Origin of the sequence: Caulobacter segnis (assembly GCF_029543125.1) — a bacterium.
GTDB classification, from domain to species: domain Bacteria; phylum Pseudomonadota; class Alphaproteobacteria; order Caulobacterales; family Caulobacteraceae; genus Caulobacter; species Caulobacter segnis_D.
On sequence record NZ_JARQWW010000003.1, the window covers coordinates 319255 to 339667 of the forward strand.

Sequence of the window (20413 nt, forward strand, 5' to 3'; positions counted from 1 at the left end):
ATAAGATGAACCTTTCCTCCGCTCTTTCCCTGGCCCTGCCGGAAGTCATTCTGGCGATCTCGGCCCTGATCCTGGTGGTCTGGGGCGCGTTCCAGGGCCGCAGCAACCCGATCTTCTCCGGGGCCGCGGTCGTGGTCCTGCTGGCCGCAGCGGCTGTGGCCGCCATGGGCCCGCACGGCGTCGCGTTCAACGGCGCCTATGTGGCCGACGGCGTGGCCGCCTTCGCCAAGGTGGCGATCTATATCGCCAGCGCCCTGGCGATCCCGCTGGGCGACAAGTGGCTGGGCGCGCGCGGCGACGCCAAGTTCGAATTCCCGGTCCTGATCGTGCTCACGGCGCTCGGCATGGGCGTCATGGCTTCGGCCGGCGACCTGATCTCGCTCTATGTGGGCGTGGAGCTGCACTCGCTGGCCCTGTACGTCCTGGCGGCCTTCCGCCGTGACGACGCCAAGGGTTCGGAAGCGGGCCTGAAGTATTTCGTGCTCGGCGCCCTGTCTTCGGGCCTGCTGCTCTACGGCGCCTCGCTGATCTACGGCTTCGCCGGCTCCACCAAGTTCACCGACATCGCCGCCGTGGTTTCCAACGGCGCCGAGACCGGCGTGCTGTTCGGCCTGGTGTTCCTGATCTGCGGTCTGGCGTTCAAGGTTTCGGCCGCGCCGTTCCACATGTGGACCCCGGATGTGTACGAAGGCGCCCCGACCCCGGTCGTCGGCTTCTTCGCCGCCGCGCCTAAGCTGGCCGCCATGGTCCTGCTGGCCCGCGTGCTGCAGGAAGCCTTCGGCGGCGCCGAGGCCCAATGGCGCCAGATCCTGGTGATCGTGGCCCTGCTGTCGATCTTCGTCGGCGCCTTCGCCGGCCTGGCGCAGAAGAACCTGAAGCGCCTGTGGGCTTACAGCTCCATCGCCAACATCGGTTACGCCGTCCTTGGCCTGGCCGCTGGCGGCGAGGCGGGCATGCAGTCCATGCTGATGTTCCTGATCCTCTACATGGTCGACGTTACGGGCTTCTTCGCCTGCCTGTCGGCCCTGAACCGCGGCGGCAAGCCGATGGAGACGATCGAGGACATGGCCGGTCTGGTGAAGGAACGTCCGGGCCTGGCCCTGGCGATCACCGCCTTCTCGCTCTCGGCCCTGGGCCTGCCGCCCCTGTCGGGCTTCTGGGCCAAGTTCTATGTGTTCAAGGCCGCCATCGGCACGGGCGACGTGGTCATGCAGACCGCCGCTGTCTTGGGCCTCGTCGGTTCGGTCGTCGCGGCGTTCTATTACCTGCGCCTGATCAAGACGATGTGGTTCGACGGCTCCGTCGGCGCCACTGACAAGCCGGAGCCGGGCGCGCGCCTGATCGCGTTCGCCATGGCCCTGTTCGCCTTCCCGGTCGTTCTGATCGCCCTGGCCTGGATCGACCCGATCGCCAAAACGGCCGCCGCGGCCTTCGGAGGCTAGGTGGCGGGTCTGCCGCCGATCATCGCCTTCGACGAGATCGACTCCACGAACGCCGAGGCCCGTCGTCGGGCCGAGGCGGGGGAGGCGGGACCGGTGTGGATCACCGCCGCCCGTCAGACCGCCGGACGCGGTCGTCGCGGCCGGGCTTGGGAGACCGGGTCCGGCAATCTGGCCGCCAGCCATCTGTTCACGACAACCAAGCCGCCGGCCGAAGCCGCCCAGGTCTCGTTCCTGGCGGCCTTGGCCGTGGCCGATCTCGCCGCTGCCTTCGTGCCGGCGTCGCTGGTCAGCCTGAAGTGGCCGAACGACCCGCTGATCGGCGGGGTGAAGGCCAGCGGCATCCTGGTCGAGAGCGGTCAGCAGGGCGGCGCCTTGTGGGTCGTCACCGGCATCGGCGTGAACCTGGCCACGGCGCCCATGGCGGCCGAGCGGCCCGCGACGACTTTCGCCGCGCACATGACCGCGCCGCCGCCGGCGCCGCTGGACGCCCTGAACATCCTGGCCGAGAGCTTCGAGCGCTGGCTGACCCTTTGGAACAGCGCCGGCTTCGAGCCTATCGCCGAGGCGTGGACCCGCCGGGCGCATGGGCTGGGCGAGTCCTGCGTCGCGCGCCTGGGCCACGAGACGGTCGAGGGCGTGGCCGAGGGGCTGGACACCGACGGCGCCTTGAGGCTCCGTCTTGCTGACGGAACGCTGCGGCGCATCAGCGCCGGCGAAGTCTTCTTCGGAGGGGCCGCCTGATGCTGCTGGCCATCGAACAGGGCAACACCAACACGCTGTTCGCCGTTCATGACGGCGAACGCTGGGTCTCACAGTGGCGGGCGGCCACGGATTCCTCGCGCACCGCCGACGAGTACGCCGTCTGGCTGGCGCAGTTGCTGCACATGGGCGGACTGACCTTCGGCGTGATCGACGCCTGCATCATTTCCAGCGTGGTGCCGCAGTCGCTGTTCAATCTGCGCAACCTGTCCCGGCGCTACCTGCACGTGGAGCCGCTGGTGATCGGCGAGAACGCCAAGCTCGGCGTCGAAGTCCGCATCGACAAGCCGTCAGAGGCGGGCGCTGATCGCCTGGTCAACGCCATCGGCGCGCACATGATCTACGGCGGCCCGCTGATCGTCATCGACAGCGGCACGGCCACGACTTTTGACGTGATCGCCAAGGACGGCGCCTTCGAGGGCGGCATCATTGCCCCGGGCATCAACCTGTCCATGCAGGCGCTGCATGAAGCCGCGGCCAAGCTGCCGCGCATCGCCATCCAGCGGCCGGCCCGCATCGTCGGCAAGGACACCGTCGGGGCCATGCAGTCCGGCGTCTTCTGGGGCTATATCGCGTTGATCGAAGGGCTGGTGGCCCGGATCAAGGAAGAGCGCGGCGAGCCCCTGACCGTGGTCGCCACCGGCGGGGTCGCCTCGCTGTTCGAAGGCGCGACCAAGGCCATCGACCATTTTGACGCGGACCTTACGATCCGCGGCCTCCTCGAAATTCACCGTCGCAATTCCCATCTTGGGGCTCAATGAAACCGAAAACTGACGACGAACTCGTCTTCCTGCCGCTCGGCGGGTCGAATGAGATCGGTATGAACTTCAATCTCTACGGCTATGGGCCGGCCGACGACCGCAAATGGGTCGTCGTCGATCTCGGCGTGACCTTTGGCGACCAGACGACGCCGGGTGTCGAGATCATCCTGCCCGACCCTGAGTTCATCGAAGAACATGCCGAGGACATCCTGGGCATCGTCCTGACCCACGCGCACGAGGATCATATCGGCGCGGTGGCCTGGCTGTGGCCGCGCCTGAAGGCGCCGATCTACGCCACGCCGTTCACGGCCTTCCTGCTGCGCGAGAAGCTGCGCGACGCCGGCCTGCTGGACGAGGTGTCGATCACCGAAGTGCCGCTGAGCGGCAGCTTCGACCTTGGCCCGTTCAAGTTCGAGCTGATCACCCTGACGCACTCGATCCCCGAGCCGAACGGCGTGGCGATCCGCACGCCGCTGGGCACGATCCTGCACACCGGCGACTGGAAGATCGATCCCGATCCCATGCTGGGCAGCGCCACCGACGAGGCCGCCATCCGCCGCCTGGGCGACGAGGGCGTGCTGGCCATGGTTTGCGACAGCACCAACGTCTTCGTGGACGGCGAGGCCGGCTCCGAAGCCGGGGTGCGCGAGGCCATGACGCCGCTGATCGCCGGCCTGAAGGGCAAGGTGGCCGTGGCCTGCTTCGCCTCCAACGTGGCGCGCATGGACACCATCATCCGCGCCGCCCAGGCGGCTGGACGCAAGGTCTGCCTTGTCGGCCGCTCCATGCACCGCATGGCGGCCGCGGCGCAGTCCGTGGGCCTGTTGAAGGACCTTGAGCCGTTCATCACCGATGATCAGGCCAAGTACGCGCCGGAAGACCAGGTGCTGTTCCTTTGCACCGGCTCCCAGGGTGAGGCACGCGCGGCCCTGGCCCGCATCGCCGACGGTTCGCACCCGCATGTGCGCCTGGGCGAGGGGGATCATGTGATCTTCTCGTCGCGGGTCATTCCGGGCAACGAGATCCCGATCCGCAACCTGCAGAACAAGCTCGCCGACCGTGGCGTGCGCCTCTACACCGAGCGCGACCATCCGGGCATCCACGTCTCCGGCCACCCGTGCCGTGACGAGTTGAAGCAGATGTATCAATGGGCCCGCCCGCAGATCGCGGTGCCGACCCATGGCGAGCGCCGCCACCTGCTGGAGCATGCCGCCTTCGCCAAGGACTTGCAGGTCGGCCAGGCCATCGCGCCCCGCAACGGCGACATGGTGCGCCTGGCGCCGGGCCATCCGTCGATCATCGACGAGGTTCCGTCCGGCCGTCTGTATGTGGACGCCGGGGTTTTGACGCCCGAGAACGGCGAAGCGTTGAAGGAACGTCGCCATGCGGCCTTCAACGGCATGCTGGCGGTCTCCATCGTGATCGACGGCCGCGGGCGCATCGCCTCAGGGCCGCAGGTGCGGGCCATCGGTCTGCCGGGCGACGAGGAGTATCCGCTCGAAGACGCCATGGATGATCTGGCCGAGGAAGCCGAAGGCGCGTTCAAGCGCCTGGAAGGCGCGTCGCGCGAGATCGACGAGCAGGTTGAGCAGGCCCTGTCGCGCGCGGTGAAGAGGGCCGCCTACCGGATCTGGGAGCGCCGACCCGTGGTGGAGACCACGGTGCTTCGCCTGTAAGCTCGACGAAAAGAGCAGGGGAGACAAAGGGCATGATCGGAAAGCTCAACCATGTGGGCGTCGCGACCCCGTCCATCGACGAGGCGGTGAAGATGTATCGCGACGTCCTGGGCGCGACCTCGATCACCGACAAGTGGGCCATGCCTGAGCAGGGCGTGTGGGTCTGCTTTGTCAATCTGCCCAACAGCCAGATCGAGCTGATCGAGCCTTATGGCGAGACGTCGCCGATCCATGGCTTTCTGGCCAAGAACCCCAAGGGCGGCCAGCACCACATCTGTTTCGAGGTCGAGGACATCCTCGCCGCGCGTGACGCCATGAAGGCCAAGGGCGCGACGGTCCTGGGCGAGCCCCGCATCGGCGCGCATGGCACGCCGGTGATCTTCGTCCACCCCAAGGACATGGGCGGGATGCTGGTTGAACTGATGGAAACCCCGAAGGGCGAGCACCACTGATGGGACCGATCACCTCCATCGCCGTCTTCCTGACCATCTGGTGGACGGTTCTGTTCGCTGTGCTTCCCCTGGGCACGCGCAGCCACGCGGAGATGGGCATCGACCTGAAGGACGGCGGTGATCCCGGCGCGCCGGTGAACCCGAATCTGAAGCGCAAGTTCCTGACCACAACCTTGGTCTCGGCCGTGGTGTTCGTGGTCTTGTGGCTGGTGATCCGCTTCGGCCTGATCACTCTGCCGGAGATTCCGGCCAACTATTGAGGCTTCTGAACCGGCGCGGCGCCCAAGACTTGGGCGTATGCGCATGGTTTGGTCGCTGATCGCTCAAGCCTTGGGCGGTTTCACCTGAAACGGGAGGGGATGGCGGTTCACGGTGCGCCGGCGGCGGCGATGCGGCTACCGTCAATCACATGAGGCATGGCCGCTCGGTCGTGCTCCGTGGCGTAATTCCCCGACGACAACTATCAAGGCCGCGCAGATTGCGCGGCCTTCTTTTCTCCACGTTCATTGCCAAGTCTGCGACCGAAGGGGTATCTCAGCCCCTTCGCTTTCTCGCAGGAATCTTGCCGCACATGCGCCTTTCGCGCTTTTTCCTGCCGGTGCTGAAAGAAGCCCCGGCCGACGCCCAGATCGTTTCTCACCAGCTCATGCTGCGCGCCGGCATGATCCGGCAGGAGGCCGCCGGCATCTACGCCTGGCTGCCGTTGGGTCTGCGGGTGCTGCGCAAGGTCGAACAGATCGTCCGCGAAGAGATGGATCGGGCCGGCGGCGTCGAGCTGCTGATGCCGACGCTTCAGCTGGCCGACCTTTGGCGGGAGTCGGGCCGTTACGACGCCTATGGCCCGGAGATGCTGCGCATCACCGACCGGCATGAGCGTGAGCTGCTCTACGGGCCGACTAACGAGGAGATGATCACCGAAATCTTCCGCGCCTATGTGAAGTCGTACAAGGACCTGCCCAAGAGCCTGTACCACATCCAGTGGAAGTTCCGGGACGAGCGCCGCCCGCGCTTCGGCGTCATGCGCGGCCGCGAGTTCCTGATGAAGGACGCCTATTCCTTCGACCTCGACGAAGCGACGGCCCGCGCCGCCTACAACCGCATGTTCGTGGCCTATCTGAACATCTTCTCGCGCATGGGCCTGAAGGCCGTGCCGATGCGCGCCGACACCGGCCCGATCGGCGGGGATCTTTCTCACGAGTTCATCGTTCTGGCGGAGACCGGGGAGAGCCAGGTCTTCTGTCACAAGGATCTGGTGGAGATGGGCGCGCCCGGACCCGACGTCGACTTCCAGGGCGATCTGCAGCCGCTGGTGGACCAGCGCATCGCGCTCTATGCCGCCACCGAAGAGATGCATGACGAAGCGGCGTTCAACGCCGTGCCGGAGGACAAGCGTCTGTCGGCCCGCGGCATCGAGGTCGGCCACATCTTCTATTTCGGCGAGAAGTACTCGAAGCCGATGAACGCCAAAGTGACCGGCCCGGACGGCCTGGAGCACTTCGTTCACATGGGCTCCTACGGCGTCGGCGTCTCGCGCCTGCTGGGCGCTATCATCGAGGCCAGCCACGACGAAGGCGGCATCATCTGGCCGGAGGCCGTGGCCCCTTACGATGTGGCGATCATCAATCTGCGTCCGGGCGATGAAGCCTGCGACGCGGCGTGCGAGAAGGCCTATGCGGCGATCAACGCCTCTGGCCAGAGCGCGCTCTATGACGACACGGCCGATCGACCGGGCGCCAAGTTCGCGACCATGGATCTGATCGGCATCCCCTGGCAGATGATCATTGGCCCGAAAGGCATCGCCGAGGGTCAGGTGGAGATCAAGAACCGCGCCACCGGCGAGCGCTCCACCGCGCCGCTTGACGCCGTGATCGAAGGCCTGGCCAAGAAGGCGAAGGCATGAAGACCGAGGCGCTCGCGGGCAGCGTCGCGCCTCCCTTCAGCGCCTGGGAGCGCTCGGTCGCGGCCCGCTATCTGCGCGCCAAGCGCAAGAACGGCGGCGTGGCCCTGATCTCCATCATCAGCTTCGTCGGCATCATGCTGGCGGTGGCGGTGCTGATCATCGTCATGAGCGTGATGAACGGGTTCCGGACGGAGCTGCTGGGCAAGATGCTCGGCTTCAACGGCCACCTGTTCGTCTCGGGTCAGGTGCTGTCCGACCCGGTGCAGACCTTCGCCGCGACCCAGCGCATCCGCCGGGCCGACGGGGTGGTGCAGGCCGTGCCTATGGTCGAGGCCCAGGCCATGGCCATCGGGCCGGCCCAGATCACGGGCGCCATCGTCCGCGGCATCGCGCCGGCCGACCTGAAGGCCACGCCGATCATCGCTGGCAACATCAAGCAAGGCTCCATGGCCGCCTTCGGCCAGGGCGAGTTCGGCGGCGACACGGTTCTGATCGGTGACCGCCTGGCCGAGGGGCTGGGCGTCAAGCCCGGCGATGTGGTCAAGCTGGTCTCGCCCTCCGGTCCCGCCACGGCCTTCGGCACGGCGACCCAGGAAAAGGACTATGTGGTCGGCGGCGTGTTCTCGGTCGGCATGACCCAGTTCGACGCGGCCTTCATCTACATGCCTATCGACCAGGCGCAGTTGTTCTTCGGCCGTGACCAGTCGGTGGACGTGATCGAGGTGAAGGTGGACGATCCCGACGACGCGCGCGGCATGCGCCCGGTCGTAAGCCGCGCCGCTGGGCCGGGGGCGTTCGTCACCGACTGGACCCAGAAGGACAAGGCGTACTTCGACGCGCTTCAGGTGGAACGCGCCGCCATGCGCCTGATCCTGATGATGATCGTGGCCATCGCCGCCCTGAACATCATCTCCGGCCTGGTGATGCTGGTGAAGAACAAGGGCAAGGACATCGCCATCCTGCGAACCATGGGTGCGGGGCAGGGGGCTATCCTGCGCATCTTCTTCATGGCGGGCGCGTCTATCGGCGTGCTCGGCACCTTGGCGGGCCTCGCCGCCGGCGTGCTGTTCTGCACCTTCATCGAACCGATCCAGAAGGTTCTGGAAGCGGTGACGGGCACCAAGGTGTTCAACGCCGAGATCTACTTCCTCAGCCACATCCCGGCGCGGATCGAGTGGAGCGAAGTCGGCATCGTCACCCTGTTCGCTGTGATCGTGTCGTTCCTGGTCACCCTGCCGCCGGCCTGGCGGGCGTCTCACCTCGATCCGGTGGAGGCGCTCCGCTATGAGTAAGCTGATCCTCCACCTGAAGGGCGTCGAGCGCGTCTATGTCACCGAGGCCGGCAAGCTGCCGGTGCTCAAAGGCGTGGATGTCGACGTCAACGCCGGCGAGATCGTCGGCCTGATAGGCCCGTCGGGCTCGGGCAAGTCATCCTTGCTGCACGCCGCCGGCCTGCTGGAGCATCCCGACGCCGGGGAAGTGGTCGTGGACGGCCGCGACTGCTCCAACATGAACGAGCGTCAGCGCACCCGCGTGCGCCTGTCGACCATCGGCTTCGTCTATCAGTTCCACCATCTGCTGCCGGAGTTTTCCGCGCTGGAGAACGTGGCCTTGCCGCTGTTGATCGCCGGCAAGTCCAAGCGTGAGGCGGAGGATCGAGCCATGGAGCTGCTGACCCAGCTCGGCCTGGAAAGCCGCGTGAAGCACCAGCCGGCCCAGCTTTCGGGCGGGGAGCAGCAGCGGGTGGCCATCGCCCGTGCGCTCGCCAATCGACCGCGCCTGCTGCTGGCGGACGAGCCGACCGGGAACCTCGATCCGGCCACCTCGGCCTCCGTGTTCCAGTCGCTTTACGATCTGGCCCGCAACGAAGGCGTGGCCTGCCTGATCGCCACGCACAACATGGAGCTGGCGCGGTTCATGGACCGGGTGTTCGCCCTGAAGGACGGCCACCTGGAAGCGCGCAGCGACCTCTGATCATGACGGTCAGCCTCTGGACCGCCGGCAGCGTCACCGGTCCGCCGGGCTATGGCGGCTGGTCCTGGGTCTCTGCCCAGGATGGCGTCGCCAGCGGCATGGCTGGCGGAGAGCGGCGGACGACCTTGCGCCGGATGCAGCTGGTCGGGCTGATCGAAGCCGTGAGGGCGGCGCCGGCAGGCGCCAAGCTGATCATTCATTGCGACGATGTCGCGGTCGCTCAGATCGCCCTGACCCGGCTCGCCGGAAAGCCGGTCGAAGTGGAGGAGGGGGATATGTGGGCTCAGATCGACGCTCTGCTAGCGCCGCGGCGTGAGGCGCTGGAGTTCCGCCGCATGGCCGTGCCTGGCGCGACCCATGGTTTTGTCGCCGCCTGGGCCGATCAGGCGCGTGACAAGACCAAGGCGACCGGGCCGTTCAAGACCGCGATCCCCAAGCCGAACCTGTCGAAGTTTCCGGGCCTGAGCGCCTAGGCGGCTGCAGGGTCAGGGTAGCGCCCCTTGCGCGCGATCTCTTCCGGCCGACGCTTGCGAAGCACGATCTCGATGGCGCTCTCGCCGGTGACCAGGACTGTCTGATCGAAACGGACGAGACCTTGCAGGAAGCAGGCGTCCAGCACCTCCATCTTCTGCACGCTGATGAGGTTCGTGAACTGGCTCAGCAGGTCCATGACATTCACGGACCGGGGGCTCCAGCTCTCGCGCTTGCCCGTCGTGAAGGTCCACTTGTGGTCGTCATTGAAGGTCGAGGGGAAGATTCCCTGTTCGTACATGTCCTCGTCGGGGATCATGATGACGATGTGGCCGCCCGGCTTGCAGATGCGGATCCAGTGACCCAGCGCCACCATCGGATCGACCAGATGCTCCAGACAGTGGCTGGAGTGGACGAAGTCGAAGCTCTCGTCCGGCACGCCTTCCATCAGCATGGCGTCGCCGTCCGGCAGGTCCCAGCTCCGCAGACTGGTCATCAGCGGAAAGAGCTGGCCGTAGTTGCCGATCGTGTCCTGACCGGCCCCGATGTCGATGCCCGCGCCGACGAGCCAGCGGGTGGCGAAGCGTGCGTCGCTAGAACGCCGCATGATCGACTTGCTGGTTTCCTGCATCTCTCGCCCCGTTTTGCGGCCGGCATGATGGCGCGATTCCGCGGAAGGGCTATTGACCGGAACAAAATTGGAACATAGAACAAACGGGCAACTAGGGAGGCTTTTATGGCTCTTCGTATCGCTCGTGAATCTCTGGCGCTTGCATCCGTCGCCGGCTTCGTCTGGATGATGTGTTCGATGGCGTTTCTGGTGGCCTGAGTCGCGGCCGCCTAGCGGGAGATGGATTGATGGCGGATGGCGCGGCTGAAGGTTTCGTCCATCTGCGGGTCCGCTCCGCCTATTCGCTGCTGGAGGGGGCCATCAAGGCCGACGCCATCGGCAAGCTCGCGGCCCAGCAGGAGATGCCTGCCGCGGCCCTGGCTGACCGGGCCAATCTCTTCGGGGCCCTGGAATTTTCGGTCACGACCAAGGACACGGGTGTCCAGCCGATCGTCGGCTGCGCCCTGCCGATCACCGGCATCGGCGACCGGCCGCCGGAGCGCTGGGCTCGTACGCCGACCATCGTGCTGCTGGCGCAGAACGAGACCGGTTATCTCAATCTCTCGGAGCTTTCCTCCGCCGCCTATCTGAATGGCGACGGCATGTCGGAGCCTTCGGTGCCCTGGAGCCTGGTGGCCCAGCACCACGAGGGGCTGCTGCTGCTGTCCGGCGGACCGGATGGGCCCGTGGACCCGCTGTTCGCCGCCGGCAAGACCGCTGAGGCGAACGCCGCCCTGGCCGAAATGGCCAGAGTTTTCGGCGACCGCTTCTATGTCGAGCTGCAGCGACACGGAAAGCATGAAGAGGCCTTGGCCGAGCCGGGGCTGGTGGCGTTCGCCTATGAGAACGACGTGCCGCTGGTGGCGACCAACGACGTCTATTACGGCGAACCGTCCCTGAGCGAGGCGCATGACGCCCTGCTGTGCATCGCCGACGGCGCCTTTGTCGGTCAGGATGAGCGCCGGCGGGTGACCAGCGAGCATTGGTTCAAGTCGGCGGAAGAGATGCGCCGGCTGTTCTCCGACCTGCCGGAGGCCTGCGACAACACCCTCGACATCGCCAAGCGCTGCGCCTTCATGGTCAAGAAGCGCGACCCGATCCTGCCGCGGTTCGACACCGGCGCCGGCCGCAGCGAGCCGGAAGAACTGGCGCACCAGGCCAGGGAGGGCCTCAGGAAACGCCTCGAAGCGCTGCCGAGCCTGGCCGTGCCGGAGGAGGAATACTGGGCCCGCCTGGAGCGGGAGGTCGGGATCATCCAGAAGATGGGATTCCCCGGCTACTTCCTGATCGTGTCGGACTTCATCAAGTGGGCCAAGTCACAGGGGATTCCGGTGGGACCGGGGCGCGGTTCGGGCGCCGGCTCCCTGGTCGCCTGGGCCCTGACCATCACCGATCTCGACCCGCTGCGCTTCGGCCTGCTGTTCGAGCGCTTCCTCAACCCGGAGCGGGTCTCCATGCCCGACTTCGATATCGACTTCTGCCAGGAGCGCCGCGAAGAGGTGATCTCCTACGTGCAGGAGAAATACGGTCGCGACCGCGTGGCCCAGATCATCACCTTCGGCTCCCTGCAGGCGCGCGCCGTGCTGCGGGACGTGGGCCGGGTGATGCAGTTGCCGCTCGGCCTTGTGGACCGGCTCTGCAAGATGGTGCCGGCCAACCCCGCCAATCCCGTGACCCTGGCCAAGGCGATCGAGATCGAGCCGCGCCTGCAGGAAGCCAAGCGCGACGACCCTGCGGTGTCCGGCTGTCTCGACGTGGCGCTGCTGCTGGAGGGCCTGTTCCGCAACGCCTCGACCCACGCGGCCGGCGTTGTGATCGGCGACCGTCCGCTCACCGAGCTGACGCCGCTCTACAAGGATCCGCGTTCCGAACTGCCCGCCACCCAGTTCAACATGAAGTGGGTGGAGAGCGCCGGCCTGGTGAAGTTCGACTTCCTCGGCCTGAAGACGCTCACTGTGCTCGACCGGGCGGTCAAGCACATGGCCAAGCGTGGCGCGCTGGTGGACCTGTCGGCCCTGCCGTTCGACGATCTGCCGTCCTATGAACTGATGAGCTCAGGCCAGACCGTCGGCGTGTTCCAGCTTGAAAGCCAGGGCATGCGCGACACCCTGCGCAAGATGCGTCCCGGAACGCTGGAGGAGGTCACCGCCCTGATCTCGCTCTACCGCCCGGGTCCGATGGACAACATCGACACCTTCGTGGACTGCAAGTTCGGCCGCAAACCCGTCGACACCCTGCACCCGACGCTCGAACCCGTGCTGCGCGAGACCTATGGCGTCATCGTCTACCAGGAGCAGGTGATGCAGATCGCCCAGATCCTGGCGGGCTACAGCCTCGGCGAAGCCGACCTGCTGCGCCGGGCCATGGGTAAGAAGAAGAAGGAGGAGATGGACCTCCAGAAGGCGCGCTTCGTCAAAGGCGCGTCCGAGAAGGGCGTCCCCGAGGCGCAGTCGGACAGCATTTTCGAACTGGTGGCCAAGTTCGCCGGCTACGGCTTCAACAAGTCTCACGCCGCCGCCTACGCCCTGATTTCGTATCATACGGCCTGGTTGAAGGCGAACGCGCCGGTGGAGTTCTACGCGGGCTCCATGAGCCTCGACATCTCCAACACCGACAAGCTGGCGGTCTTCTATCAGGACGCCCGCAAGTTCGGGGTGAAGGTGCGGCCGCCGTGCGTGAACCGTTCCGGCGCAGACTTCGAGGTCGAGAACGGCGAAGTGCTCTACGCCCTGGGGGCGGTGCGCAACGTGGGTCTCACCGCCATGGAGCATCTGGTCGCCGTGCGGGACGAGGGCGGGCCCTTCCGCGACATCTTCGACTTCGTCGAGCGAGTCGATCCCAAGCAGGTCAACAAGCGCGCCCTGGAAAACCTGGCGCGGGCAGGGGCCTTCGACGCCATCCACCCCAACCGCGCCCAGATCATGGCCATGGCCGACAAGCTCGCGGCCTACGGTCAGAGCGTGGCGGCCGACCGCGTCTCCGATCAGCTCAGCCTGCTGGGCGGCGACAATGTCGCCTCCGCCCGTCCGCCCATGGCGCGCACCGAGGCGTGGAACCAGGTCCAGCTGCTGGACGAGGAGCTGGCCGCTGTCGGCTTCTATCTGACCGGCCACCCGCTGGATGACATGGTGGACGCCCTGCGCCGCAAGCGCACGACCCTGCTGGCCGAGGCCATCGTCCGCGCCGAGGCGGGGGCCGAAGCCTTCAAGATGGCCGGGGTGGTCCGCCGACGTCAGGAGCGGGTGCAGCAGAGCGGCGACCGTTTCGCCTTCGTCTCGCTGTCCGACCCCACCGGGGAATACGAAGTCCTGTTCCCGCCGGAGCAACTGCGCCGGTGCCGTGATGTGCTGGAGCCTGGCAAGGCTGTCGTCATCAAGGTGCGGGCCAAGGGCCGGGATGGAGAGGTGCGTTTCTTCGGCGACGACGCGGAGCCCATCGAGAAGGCGATCGAGGGGGCGGTGGCGTCCCTGCGCGTCCACGTCTCGCCGCGCTCGGCCGAGATCGAGGCCCTGCGGAAGCGGCTGGAGGCCGGCGTCGGCCAGAAGGGTGGGGAGATCATGCTGATCGCCAGCCTGGAGGGGGGGCGTGAGGTCGAGATGAAGCTGCCCGGCCGATACAATCTGGATGCGCCCTTGCGCGGCGCCCTGAAGACCGCGCCGGGCGTGCTCTATCTCGAAGAGGCCTAGAATGAACGGAATGCAGACTTTCGAGGGCGGCTGCCAGTGCGGCGCGGTGCGCTACAAGGCGAACGCCAGTCTCGACCAGCTGATCGAATGCAATTGCTCGCGTTGCGGCAAGCTGGGCTCGATCCTCACCTTCACCACGCCGGATAATTTCGAGCTGTTGAAGGGGGAGGACGCCCAGACGACCTTCCATTTCAACCGCAACGCCATCGACCACATGTTCTGCGCCACCTGCGGGATCGAGTCTTTCGCCCGGGGCCGCACGCCGGACGGCAAGACCATGATCGCGCTGAACGTCCGCTGCCTGGACGGGATCGAGGCCAAGGATCTCAGCCCCGCCCTGGTGGACGGCAAGAACTTCTGATTTTCAGTCTGTGCGCGGGATGAGGCGGGCGCTTTCCCGCCTCCTTTCGGTCGGTTCGCGCGGCGGCGCTTGATTTTAACGTCGTTTGCGCCTATCTCGCGCGCCATCACACACGCAGGCGTTCGGCATGAGCGGGTAAATCCCCGTCCGTACCGTTCCGGTCCCAGATCGAATTCGTCGGTTCGGGGTTTGCCTGCGGAGGCGCAACCGGAAGAAGGAAATATCTTATGGCGCTTCCCGAATTCTCCATGCGTTCGCTGCTCGAAGCTGGCGCGCACTTCGGTCACCAGACCCACCGCTGGAACCCGAAGATGGACCGCTACATCTTCGGCTCGCGTTCCAACATCCACATCATCGACCTGTCGCAGACCATCCCGCTGCTTCACCAAGCTCTGGTGAAGGTGCGTGAAGTCGCCGCCGCCGGCGGCCGTGTGCTGTTCGTCGGCACCAAGCGTCAGGCTTCCGATCCGGTCGCCGCTGCGGCCAAGCGCTGCGCCCAGTACTACGTCAACCACCGCTGGCTCGGCGGCACCCTGACCAACTGGCGCACCGTGTCGGGCTCGATCGCTCGCCTGCGCGAACTGGAAGGCCTGCTGGAGACCCCGGGCAGCCGCTCCAAGAAAGAGCTGCTGCAGCTGACCCGCGAGCGCGACAAGCTCGAACTGTCGCTGGGCGGCATCAAGGACATGGGCGGCATTCCGGACATCATGTTCGTGATCGACACCAACAAGGAAGCGATCGCGATCCTGGAAGCCCGCAAGCTGAACATCCCGGTCGTGGCCATCCTGGACACCAACTGCGATCCGGACGGCATCACCTACCCGATCCCGGGCAACGATGACGCCGCTCGCGCTCTGCAGCTGTACTGCGACCTGATCGCCGACGCCGTTCTGGACGGCCTGGCCGCCGGCCAAGCCGCCTCGGGCGTGGACCTGGGCGCTTCGGTCGCCCCGGTCGAGCCGGCCCTGGCCCGCGAACTGGCCCCGGAAGCTCCGGCCGCCGCTCAAGAAGCGACCGCTGAAGCCAACGAAGCCGTCGCTGAAGAGCCGGCCGCCAGCTAAGCGTTTCGGCCGCGCCGAAATGGGGCGGCCGTCCGAAATCTGACATGCGACCGGGCTAGATCAGCCCGGTCGCCAACTTTTTATCTGGAGATTTCTCATGGCTGAGATCACCGCCGCGCTCGTCAAGGAGCTGCGCGAAAAGTCCGGCGTCGGCATGATGGACTGCAAGAAGGCGCTCGCCGAAAACAACGGCGACATCGACGCGTCCATCGACTGGCTGCGCGCCAAGGGCCTGTCCAAGGCCGCCAAGAAGGCTGACCGCGCCGCCGCCGAAGGCCTCGTGGCCGTCGCCGTCGTCGAAAACGGCGCTGGCGAAACCGCCACCGCCGTCGAAGTGAACGCCGAAACCGACTTCGTCGCCCGCAACGACCTGTTCCAGACCGCCGCCCGCCAGATCGCGCAAGCCGCGCTCGGCACCGACGGTTCGATCGAAGCCATCACCAGCGCCAAGCTGGCCGGCGGCGAAACGGCTCAGGAGCACCTGACCAACCTGATCGCCACGATCGGCGAGAACATGATGGTCCGCCGCGCCGCCCGTTTCACGGTCGATAACGGCGTCGTCGCGTCGTACATCCACAACGCCACCGCGCCGGACCTCGGCCGCATCGGCGTGCTGGTGGCCCTCGACTCGACCGCTTCGGACAAAGCCGCTCTGCGCGACCTGGGCCGCAAGATCGCCATGCACGTGGCCGCGACCGCTCCGCTGTCGCTGCAGCCGGAAGATCTGGATCCGGCCGCCATCGAGCGTGAAAAGGCCGTGTTCACCGAGCAGGCTCTGGAATCGGGCAAGCCGGCCGCCGTCGTCGAAAAGATGATCGAAGGCCGCATCCGCAAGTTCCTGGAAGAAGTCGTGCTCGTGAAGCAGGCCTTCGTCATGAACCCGGACCAGACCATCGAGCAGCTGCTGGCCGACGCCGGCAAGACGCTCGGCGCTCCGGTGTCGATCAAGGCGTTCACCCGTCTCGCCCTGGGCGAAGGCGTGGAGAAGAAGACCGAGGACTTCGCCGCGGAAGTGGCGGCTGTTTCCGGTCAGGGCTAAGCCCTAGTCAATTAGAGTACCCTATGAGGGCGCGGCGCGTTCGACGCGCGCCGCGCCCTTGTTTATGTTGCGTCCACGAGTCGACGAGAGCCCGCCCATGACCCTTCAGACGCCCCGCTATCGCAAGATTCTCCTGAAGGTCTCCGGCGAGGTGCTGATGGGCGACAGCCCGTACGGCATCGACACCAACACCGTCGAGGCGGTGGCTCAGGACATCGCCGAGATCGTCCGCCAGGGCATCCAGCTCAGCCTGGTGATCGGCGGCGGCAACATCTTCCGCGGCCTGGCCGGCGCGGCCAAGGGCATGGAGCGCGCGAGCGCCGACTACATGGGCATGCTGGCCACGGTCATGAACGCCCTGGCCATGCAGGACGCGCTGGAGCGCATCGGCGTCCAGACCCGCGTCCAGTCCGCCATTCCCATGGACACCATCTGCGAGCCCTACATCCGCCGCCGCGCGCAGCGGCACTTGGAGAAGGGCCGCGTCGTGATCTTCGCCGCCGGCGTCGGCGCGCCGTTCTTCACCACCGACACGGGCGCGGCCCTGCGCGCTGCTGAAATGGGCGTGGACGCCCTGTTCAAGGGCACCAGCGTGGATGGCGTCTATACCGCCGACCCGAAGAAGGACCCGAGCGCCCAGCGTTACGACCGCTTGAGCCACCAGGACGTCCTGGCCAAGGATCTGCGGGTCATGGACGCCTCGGCGATCAGCCTGATGCGCGACAGCGCCATCCCGATCGTCGTCTTCTCCATCAAGGGGCGCGGCAATCTGCTCAGCGTCCTCGCCGGCGATGGCGTGCATACCACCATCGCCTGAACCGTCTGACTGAACCGAGAACAAGAGAGAGCCTGACATGGCCGCTGAGAAGCCCGTTCTGTCGAAGTACAAGGACCGCATGGACAAGGCGGTCGCCGCGCTGAAGGAGGAGTTCGGCTCCCTGCGCACCGGCCGCGCCTCGGCCAGCCTGCTGGATCAGGTGATGGTCGAAGCCTACGGCTCCATGACCCCGCTGAACGCCGTGGCCAACGTCACCGCGCCCGAGCCGCGCTCGCTGAGCGTCAGCGTCTGGGACCGAGGCGTCGTGGTGTCGGTGGAGAAGGCGATCCGCGCCGCCGGCCTGGGCCTGAACCCGGTCGTCGATGGTCAGAACCTGCGCATCCCGATCCCGCCGCTGACCGAAGAGCGCCGCAAGGATCTGGCCAAGCTGGCCGGCAAGTATGCCGAGCAGCAGAAGATCGCCGTCCGCAACGTCCGCCGCGACGCCAACGACGATCTCAAGAAGGCCGAGAAGGACGCCGTCATCAGCCAGGATGAGCTGAAGAAGATGGAGACCGAGGTCCAGAAGTTCACCGACGAAGCGGTGAAGCGCATCGACGAGACCTTGAAAACCAAAGAACAAGAGATCATGCAGGTTTAGGCCGTCAGGGCTGTCAGGGAAAAGCCGCATGACGATGACCGGCCAGCAGAGCGAAGCGCGACCGGCGGACGCCGGGACGGCGCCGCTGCACGTGGCGATCATCATGGACGGCAACGGCCGCTGGGCGAAGCGTCGCGGCCTGCCGCGCACTTTCGGCCACCGCGAGGGCGTCAAGGCGCTCAAGCGCACGGTCGAAGGGGCCGCCGCTGTCGGCGTCGGCCGACTGACCGTCTTCGGGTTCTCCACCGAGAACTGGCGGCGTCCCGCCGCCGAGGTCTCCGAACTGATGGGCCTGCTGAAGGCCTATGTGTCGAGCGACTTGGAGCGCCTGGCCAAGGAAGGGGTGCGGGTCACCATCCTGGGCCGCCGCGAGGGGCTGTCGCCCGACGTGCTGGAAGTGATCGAGCGGGCGGAGCGCCGCACCGCCGAGAACACCGCCTTCCATCTGCAGGTGGCCTTCAACTATGGCGGCCAGGCCGACATCGTCGACGCTGCGCGCAAGTTCGCCAAGGCGGTCGAGGAGGGGAGGGCCAAGGCCTCCGATCTCGACGAGGCGCTGTTCGAACGCTCCCTGTCCACCGCCGACGCCCCGCCGCCCGACCTGATCGTGCGCACCAGCGGCGAGCGACGGCTGTCCAATTTCCTTCTCTGGGAAGGCGCATACGCCGAACTGGTCTTCCAGGACGTGCTGTGGCCCGACTACGGGCCCGAACACCTGAAGGCCGCAATCGCGGAGTTCGCCACGCGCGAGCGCCGATATGGCGGAGCCATGGTCGATGACGTCCTCGCCGCCGGCTAGACGCTTCGACTGGAGCAATCTCGGCATTCGCGCCGTCTCGGCCGTGGTTCTCATCCCCGCGGTCGTCGCGGCCGTCTGGCTGGGCGGCTGGCCGTTCGTGATCATGCTGACCGTCGCCGTGGGCCTGCTGGCTCGCGAGTGGGGTTTCATGACCGCGCCCAAGTCACCCTATCTGCTGGCGGTGATCATCGGCGTCGCGGTGATGTTCGGCGTGGTGGTGGCGCAGTTCGGCTTCTATCGCCTGGCTTGGCTGGCCGCCGTGCTCGGGGCGGCGGCGGCGGGCCTCGCGGCGCGCGGGGCCGTGGAGCGGCGGGCGGATGCGGCCTATGGGGTCGTCTATCTCGCCCCGGCCTTCATCGCGCTGGTCTGGCTGCGGGCCATGCCGCACGGGATCGGCTGGACGCTGATGGTGTTCATCGTCGCCTGGTCGGCGGACATTTTCGCCTTCCTGACCGGCAGCGCCCTGAAGGGCCCGAAGCTGTGGCCGCGCATCTCGCCCAACAAGACCTGGTCGGGCCTGTTCGGCGGCCTTTTGGCCGCGATCCTGGCCGGCGTTCTGGTCAACTTCATCACGCGCCTCGGCCTCACCTGGCCGCTGGCCGCTCTGGCGGGCCTGGCGGGTGGTGCGGCGACCATGGCCGGCGACCTTTGGGAATCGTTCCTCAAGCGTCGTTTCGGCGTAAAGGATTCGGGCGATCTGATCCCTGGCCACGGCGGCCTGCTGGATCGCGTCGACGGTTTGTTGTTCGCCGTGGTGGCCGTCGCCGCCATCCGGCTGATCGTCCACTACGGATGGGCCTTTTGAGCACGCCGCGTAAAGTTGTGGTGCTCGGCTCCACCGGATCGGTGGGGGTGTCCACCCTTGATCTCCTCGAAAAGTCCGCAGCCGAGGTCGAAATTCTCGCCCTGACGGCGGGCGGCAATGTCGACAAGCTGATCGAGCAGGCTCTGCGCTGGCGGCCCCAGGTCGCGGTGATCGCGGACGAGGCGCGGCTTTCACAACTGCGAGCCGGCCTGGCCGGCTCGGGCGTCGCCGTGGCGGGGGGCGCTCAGGCTGTGATCGATGCGGCCGCCATGGGCGCCGACTGGGTCATGTCGGCTATCGTGGGCGCCGCCGGCCTCGCCCCCACCTGGGCGGCGGCGAAAACCGGCGCGGTCGTGGCCCTGGCCAACAAGGAAAGCCTGGTCTGCGTAGGCCCGGCGCTGATCGAGACGGCGCGCGCCGCCGGCGGGACGGTGATTCCCGTCGATTCCGAGCATTCGGCGATCTTCCAGGTGCTGCAGCCCGCGTGCGTGGACAAGGTGACGCGCCTGATCCTGACGGCCTCCGGCGGCCCGTTCCGCAGCGCCAGCTTGGCCGCGATGCGTGCAGCGACCCCGGCTCAAGCCAAGGCTCATCCAAATTGGTCGATGGGCGCCAAGATTTCGATCGATTCCGCGACCATGATGAACAAGGGCCTCGAGATGATCGAGGCGTCGTACCTGTTCGCCATGCCGCCGGAGCGGATCGACGTCTTGATACATCCGCAGTCCGTGATCCACAGCATGGTCGAATATGCTGACGGCTCGACCCTGGCGCAGCTGGGCGTGCCTGACATGCGCCCGCCGATCGCCTGCGCCTTCGCCTGGCCGGACAGGCTGGAGTGGCCCGCGCCCAGGCTGGATCTGGCCAAGATGGGCCAACTGACTTTCGAGGCGCCGGACGAAGAACGCTTCCCCGCCATCGCCATCGCGCGCCAGGCGCTGCGGGCCGGGCAGGGAGCCACCACGGCGATGAATGCGGCCAATGAGGCGGCCGTCGCCGCCTTCCTTGACCACAGGATCGGCTTTCTCGATATTGCCGCCGCCGTGACCGAGACTGTTGAACGTCTCGACCGCGACGGGGAACTGATCGCGGGGGCGAGCAGCGACGTGTTGGAGAACGCGATGACGATCGACCGACGCGCCCGTCAGAGAGCGGGTGAAGTCATCGACCGCCTGCGTCTTCTGGCTCACGGTTAGGAA

General features: G+C 66.7%; 21 protein-coding genes. 20 read left to right on the forward strand and 1 reads right to left on the reverse strand.

Annotated features, from left to right (window positions below):
- Positions 1–5 precede the first annotated feature (5 nt).
- The 10 genes from nuoN (at position 6) to P7B02_RS10740 (ending at position 9437) form a co-directional block, all read left to right on the forward strand.
- Positions 6–1442, forward strand: a complete 1437-nt coding sequence (gene nuoN, locus P7B02_RS10695; RefSeq protein ID WP_277786331.1) for an NADH-quinone oxidoreductase subunit NuoN — start codon at positions 6–8, stop codon at positions 1440–1442.
- Positions 1443–2183 (forward strand): biotin--[acetyl-CoA-carboxylase] ligase, encoded by a 741-nt coding sequence (locus tag P7B02_RS10700; protein ID WP_277786332.1) that lies wholly within the window; start codon positions 1443–1445, stop codon positions 2181–2183. It begins immediately after the preceding gene.
- Positions 2180–2962 carry a type III pantothenate kinase gene (locus P7B02_RS10705; protein WP_277786697.1) on the forward strand — a complete coding sequence of 261 codons (783 nt, stop codon included), beginning with the start codon at positions 2180–2182 and terminating at the stop codon, positions 2960–2962. Before P7B02_RS10700 ends, P7B02_RS10705 begins: the two co-directional genes overlap by 4 nt.
- Positions 2959–4638, forward strand: a complete 1680-nt coding sequence (locus P7B02_RS10710) for a ribonuclease J (protein WP_277786333.1) — start codon at positions 2959–2961, stop codon at positions 4636–4638. The genes P7B02_RS10705 and P7B02_RS10710 overlap by 4 nt, the downstream gene beginning before the upstream one ends.
- 32 nt (positions 4639–4670) lie before the next feature.
- Positions 4671–5090, forward strand: a complete 420-nt coding sequence (mce, locus tag P7B02_RS10715) for a methylmalonyl-CoA epimerase (RefSeq protein WP_277786334.1) — start codon at positions 4671–4673, stop codon at positions 5088–5090.
- A complete protein-coding gene (locus tag P7B02_RS10720) occupies positions 5090–5350 on the forward strand; it encodes a DUF1467 family protein (protein WP_277786335.1) in 261 nt (86 codons plus the stop codon). Before mce ends, P7B02_RS10720 begins: the two co-directional genes overlap by 1 nt.
- Before the next feature lie 311 nt (positions 5351–5661).
- The gene (proS, locus tag P7B02_RS10725) at positions 5662–6990 is read left to right on the forward strand and encodes a proline--tRNA ligase (RefSeq protein WP_277786336.1); all 1329 of its coding nucleotides are present in this window, start codon (positions 5662–5664) and stop codon (positions 6988–6990) included.
- Positions 6987–8282 (forward strand): lipoprotein-releasing ABC transporter permease subunit, encoded by a 1296-nt coding sequence (locus P7B02_RS10730; protein ID WP_277786337.1) that lies wholly within the window; start codon positions 6987–6989, stop codon positions 8280–8282. The genes proS and P7B02_RS10730 overlap by 4 nt, the downstream gene beginning before the upstream one ends.
- Positions 8275–8964: an ABC transporter ATP-binding protein gene (locus tag P7B02_RS10735; protein ID WP_277786338.1), complete on the forward strand. Its 690-nt coding sequence runs from the start codon at positions 8275–8277 to the stop codon at positions 8962–8964. The genes P7B02_RS10730 and P7B02_RS10735 overlap by 8 nt, the downstream gene beginning before the upstream one ends.
- Before the next feature lie 2 nt (positions 8965–8966).
- Positions 8967–9437: a ribonuclease H gene (locus P7B02_RS10740; protein ID WP_277786339.1), complete on the forward strand. Its 471-nt coding sequence runs from the start codon at positions 8967–8969 to the stop codon at positions 9435–9437.
- On the opposite strand, the gene P7B02_RS10745 is transcribed toward P7B02_RS10740, so the two are convergent.
- On the reverse strand, positions 9434–10042 hold the full coding sequence (locus P7B02_RS10745) for a methyltransferase domain-containing protein (protein WP_277786340.1): 609 nt from the start codon (positions 10040–10042) through the stop codon (positions 9434–9436). The two genes, P7B02_RS10740 and P7B02_RS10745, sit on opposite strands and share 4 nt — an antisense overlap.
- A 129-nt stretch (positions 10043–10171) precedes the next feature.
- Here P7B02_RS10745 and sidA point away from each other — a divergent pair, with 129 nt between their 5' ends.
- From sidA to dxr, 10 genes are all read left to right on the forward strand, one after another.
- Positions 10172–10264, forward strand: a complete 93-nt coding sequence (gene sidA, locus P7B02_RS19690) for a cell division inhibitor SidA (RefSeq protein WP_431355806.1) — start codon at positions 10172–10174, stop codon at positions 10262–10264.
- A 29-nt stretch (positions 10265–10293) separates the two neighbouring features.
- Positions 10294–13731 carry a DNA polymerase III subunit alpha gene (gene dnaE / locus P7B02_RS10750; RefSeq protein WP_277786341.1) on the forward strand — a complete coding sequence of 1146 codons (3438 nt, stop codon included), beginning with the start codon at positions 10294–10296 and terminating at the stop codon, positions 13729–13731.
- A 1-nt stretch (position 13732) separates the two neighbouring features.
- Positions 13733–14092 carry a GFA family protein gene (locus tag P7B02_RS10755; protein ID WP_277786342.1) on the forward strand — a complete coding sequence of 120 codons (360 nt, stop codon included), beginning with the start codon at positions 13733–13735 and terminating at the stop codon, positions 14090–14092.
- A 227-nt stretch (positions 14093–14319) separates the two neighbouring features.
- Positions 14320–15153, forward strand: a complete 834-nt coding sequence (rpsB, locus tag P7B02_RS10760; RefSeq protein ID WP_277786343.1) for a 30S ribosomal protein S2 — start codon at positions 14320–14322, stop codon at positions 15151–15153.
- Between the two features lie 97 nt (positions 15154–15250).
- A complete protein-coding gene (gene tsf, locus P7B02_RS10765; protein WP_277786344.1) occupies positions 15251–16192 on the forward strand; it encodes a translation elongation factor Ts in 942 nt (313 codons plus the stop codon).
- 97 nt (positions 16193–16289) lie between these two features.
- Positions 16290–17009, forward strand: a complete 720-nt coding sequence (pyrH, locus tag P7B02_RS10770; protein ID WP_277786345.1) for a UMP kinase — start codon at positions 16290–16292, stop codon at positions 17007–17009.
- Positions 17010–17046: 37 nt separating this feature from the next.
- The gene (gene frr, locus P7B02_RS10775) at positions 17047–17610 is read left to right on the forward strand and encodes a ribosome recycling factor (RefSeq protein ID WP_277786346.1); all 564 of its coding nucleotides are present in this window, start codon (positions 17047–17049) and stop codon (positions 17608–17610) included.
- Between the two features lie 28 nt (positions 17611–17638).
- Positions 17639–18409: a polyprenyl diphosphate synthase gene (gene uppS / locus P7B02_RS10780; protein WP_277786347.1), complete on the forward strand. Its 771-nt coding sequence runs from the start codon at positions 17639–17641 to the stop codon at positions 18407–18409.
- Entirely contained in the window at positions 18387–19214 is an 828-nt protein-coding gene (locus P7B02_RS10785; protein ID WP_277786348.1) for a phosphatidate cytidylyltransferase, read from the forward strand. The genes uppS and P7B02_RS10785 overlap by 23 nt, the downstream gene beginning before the upstream one ends.
- Positions 19202–20410, forward strand: a complete 1209-nt coding sequence (dxr, locus tag P7B02_RS10790) for a 1-deoxy-D-xylulose-5-phosphate reductoisomerase (protein ID WP_277786349.1) — start codon at positions 19202–19204, stop codon at positions 20408–20410. Before P7B02_RS10785 ends, dxr begins: the two co-directional genes overlap by 13 nt.
- The last annotated feature ends 3 nt before the right edge of the window (positions 20411–20413 follow it).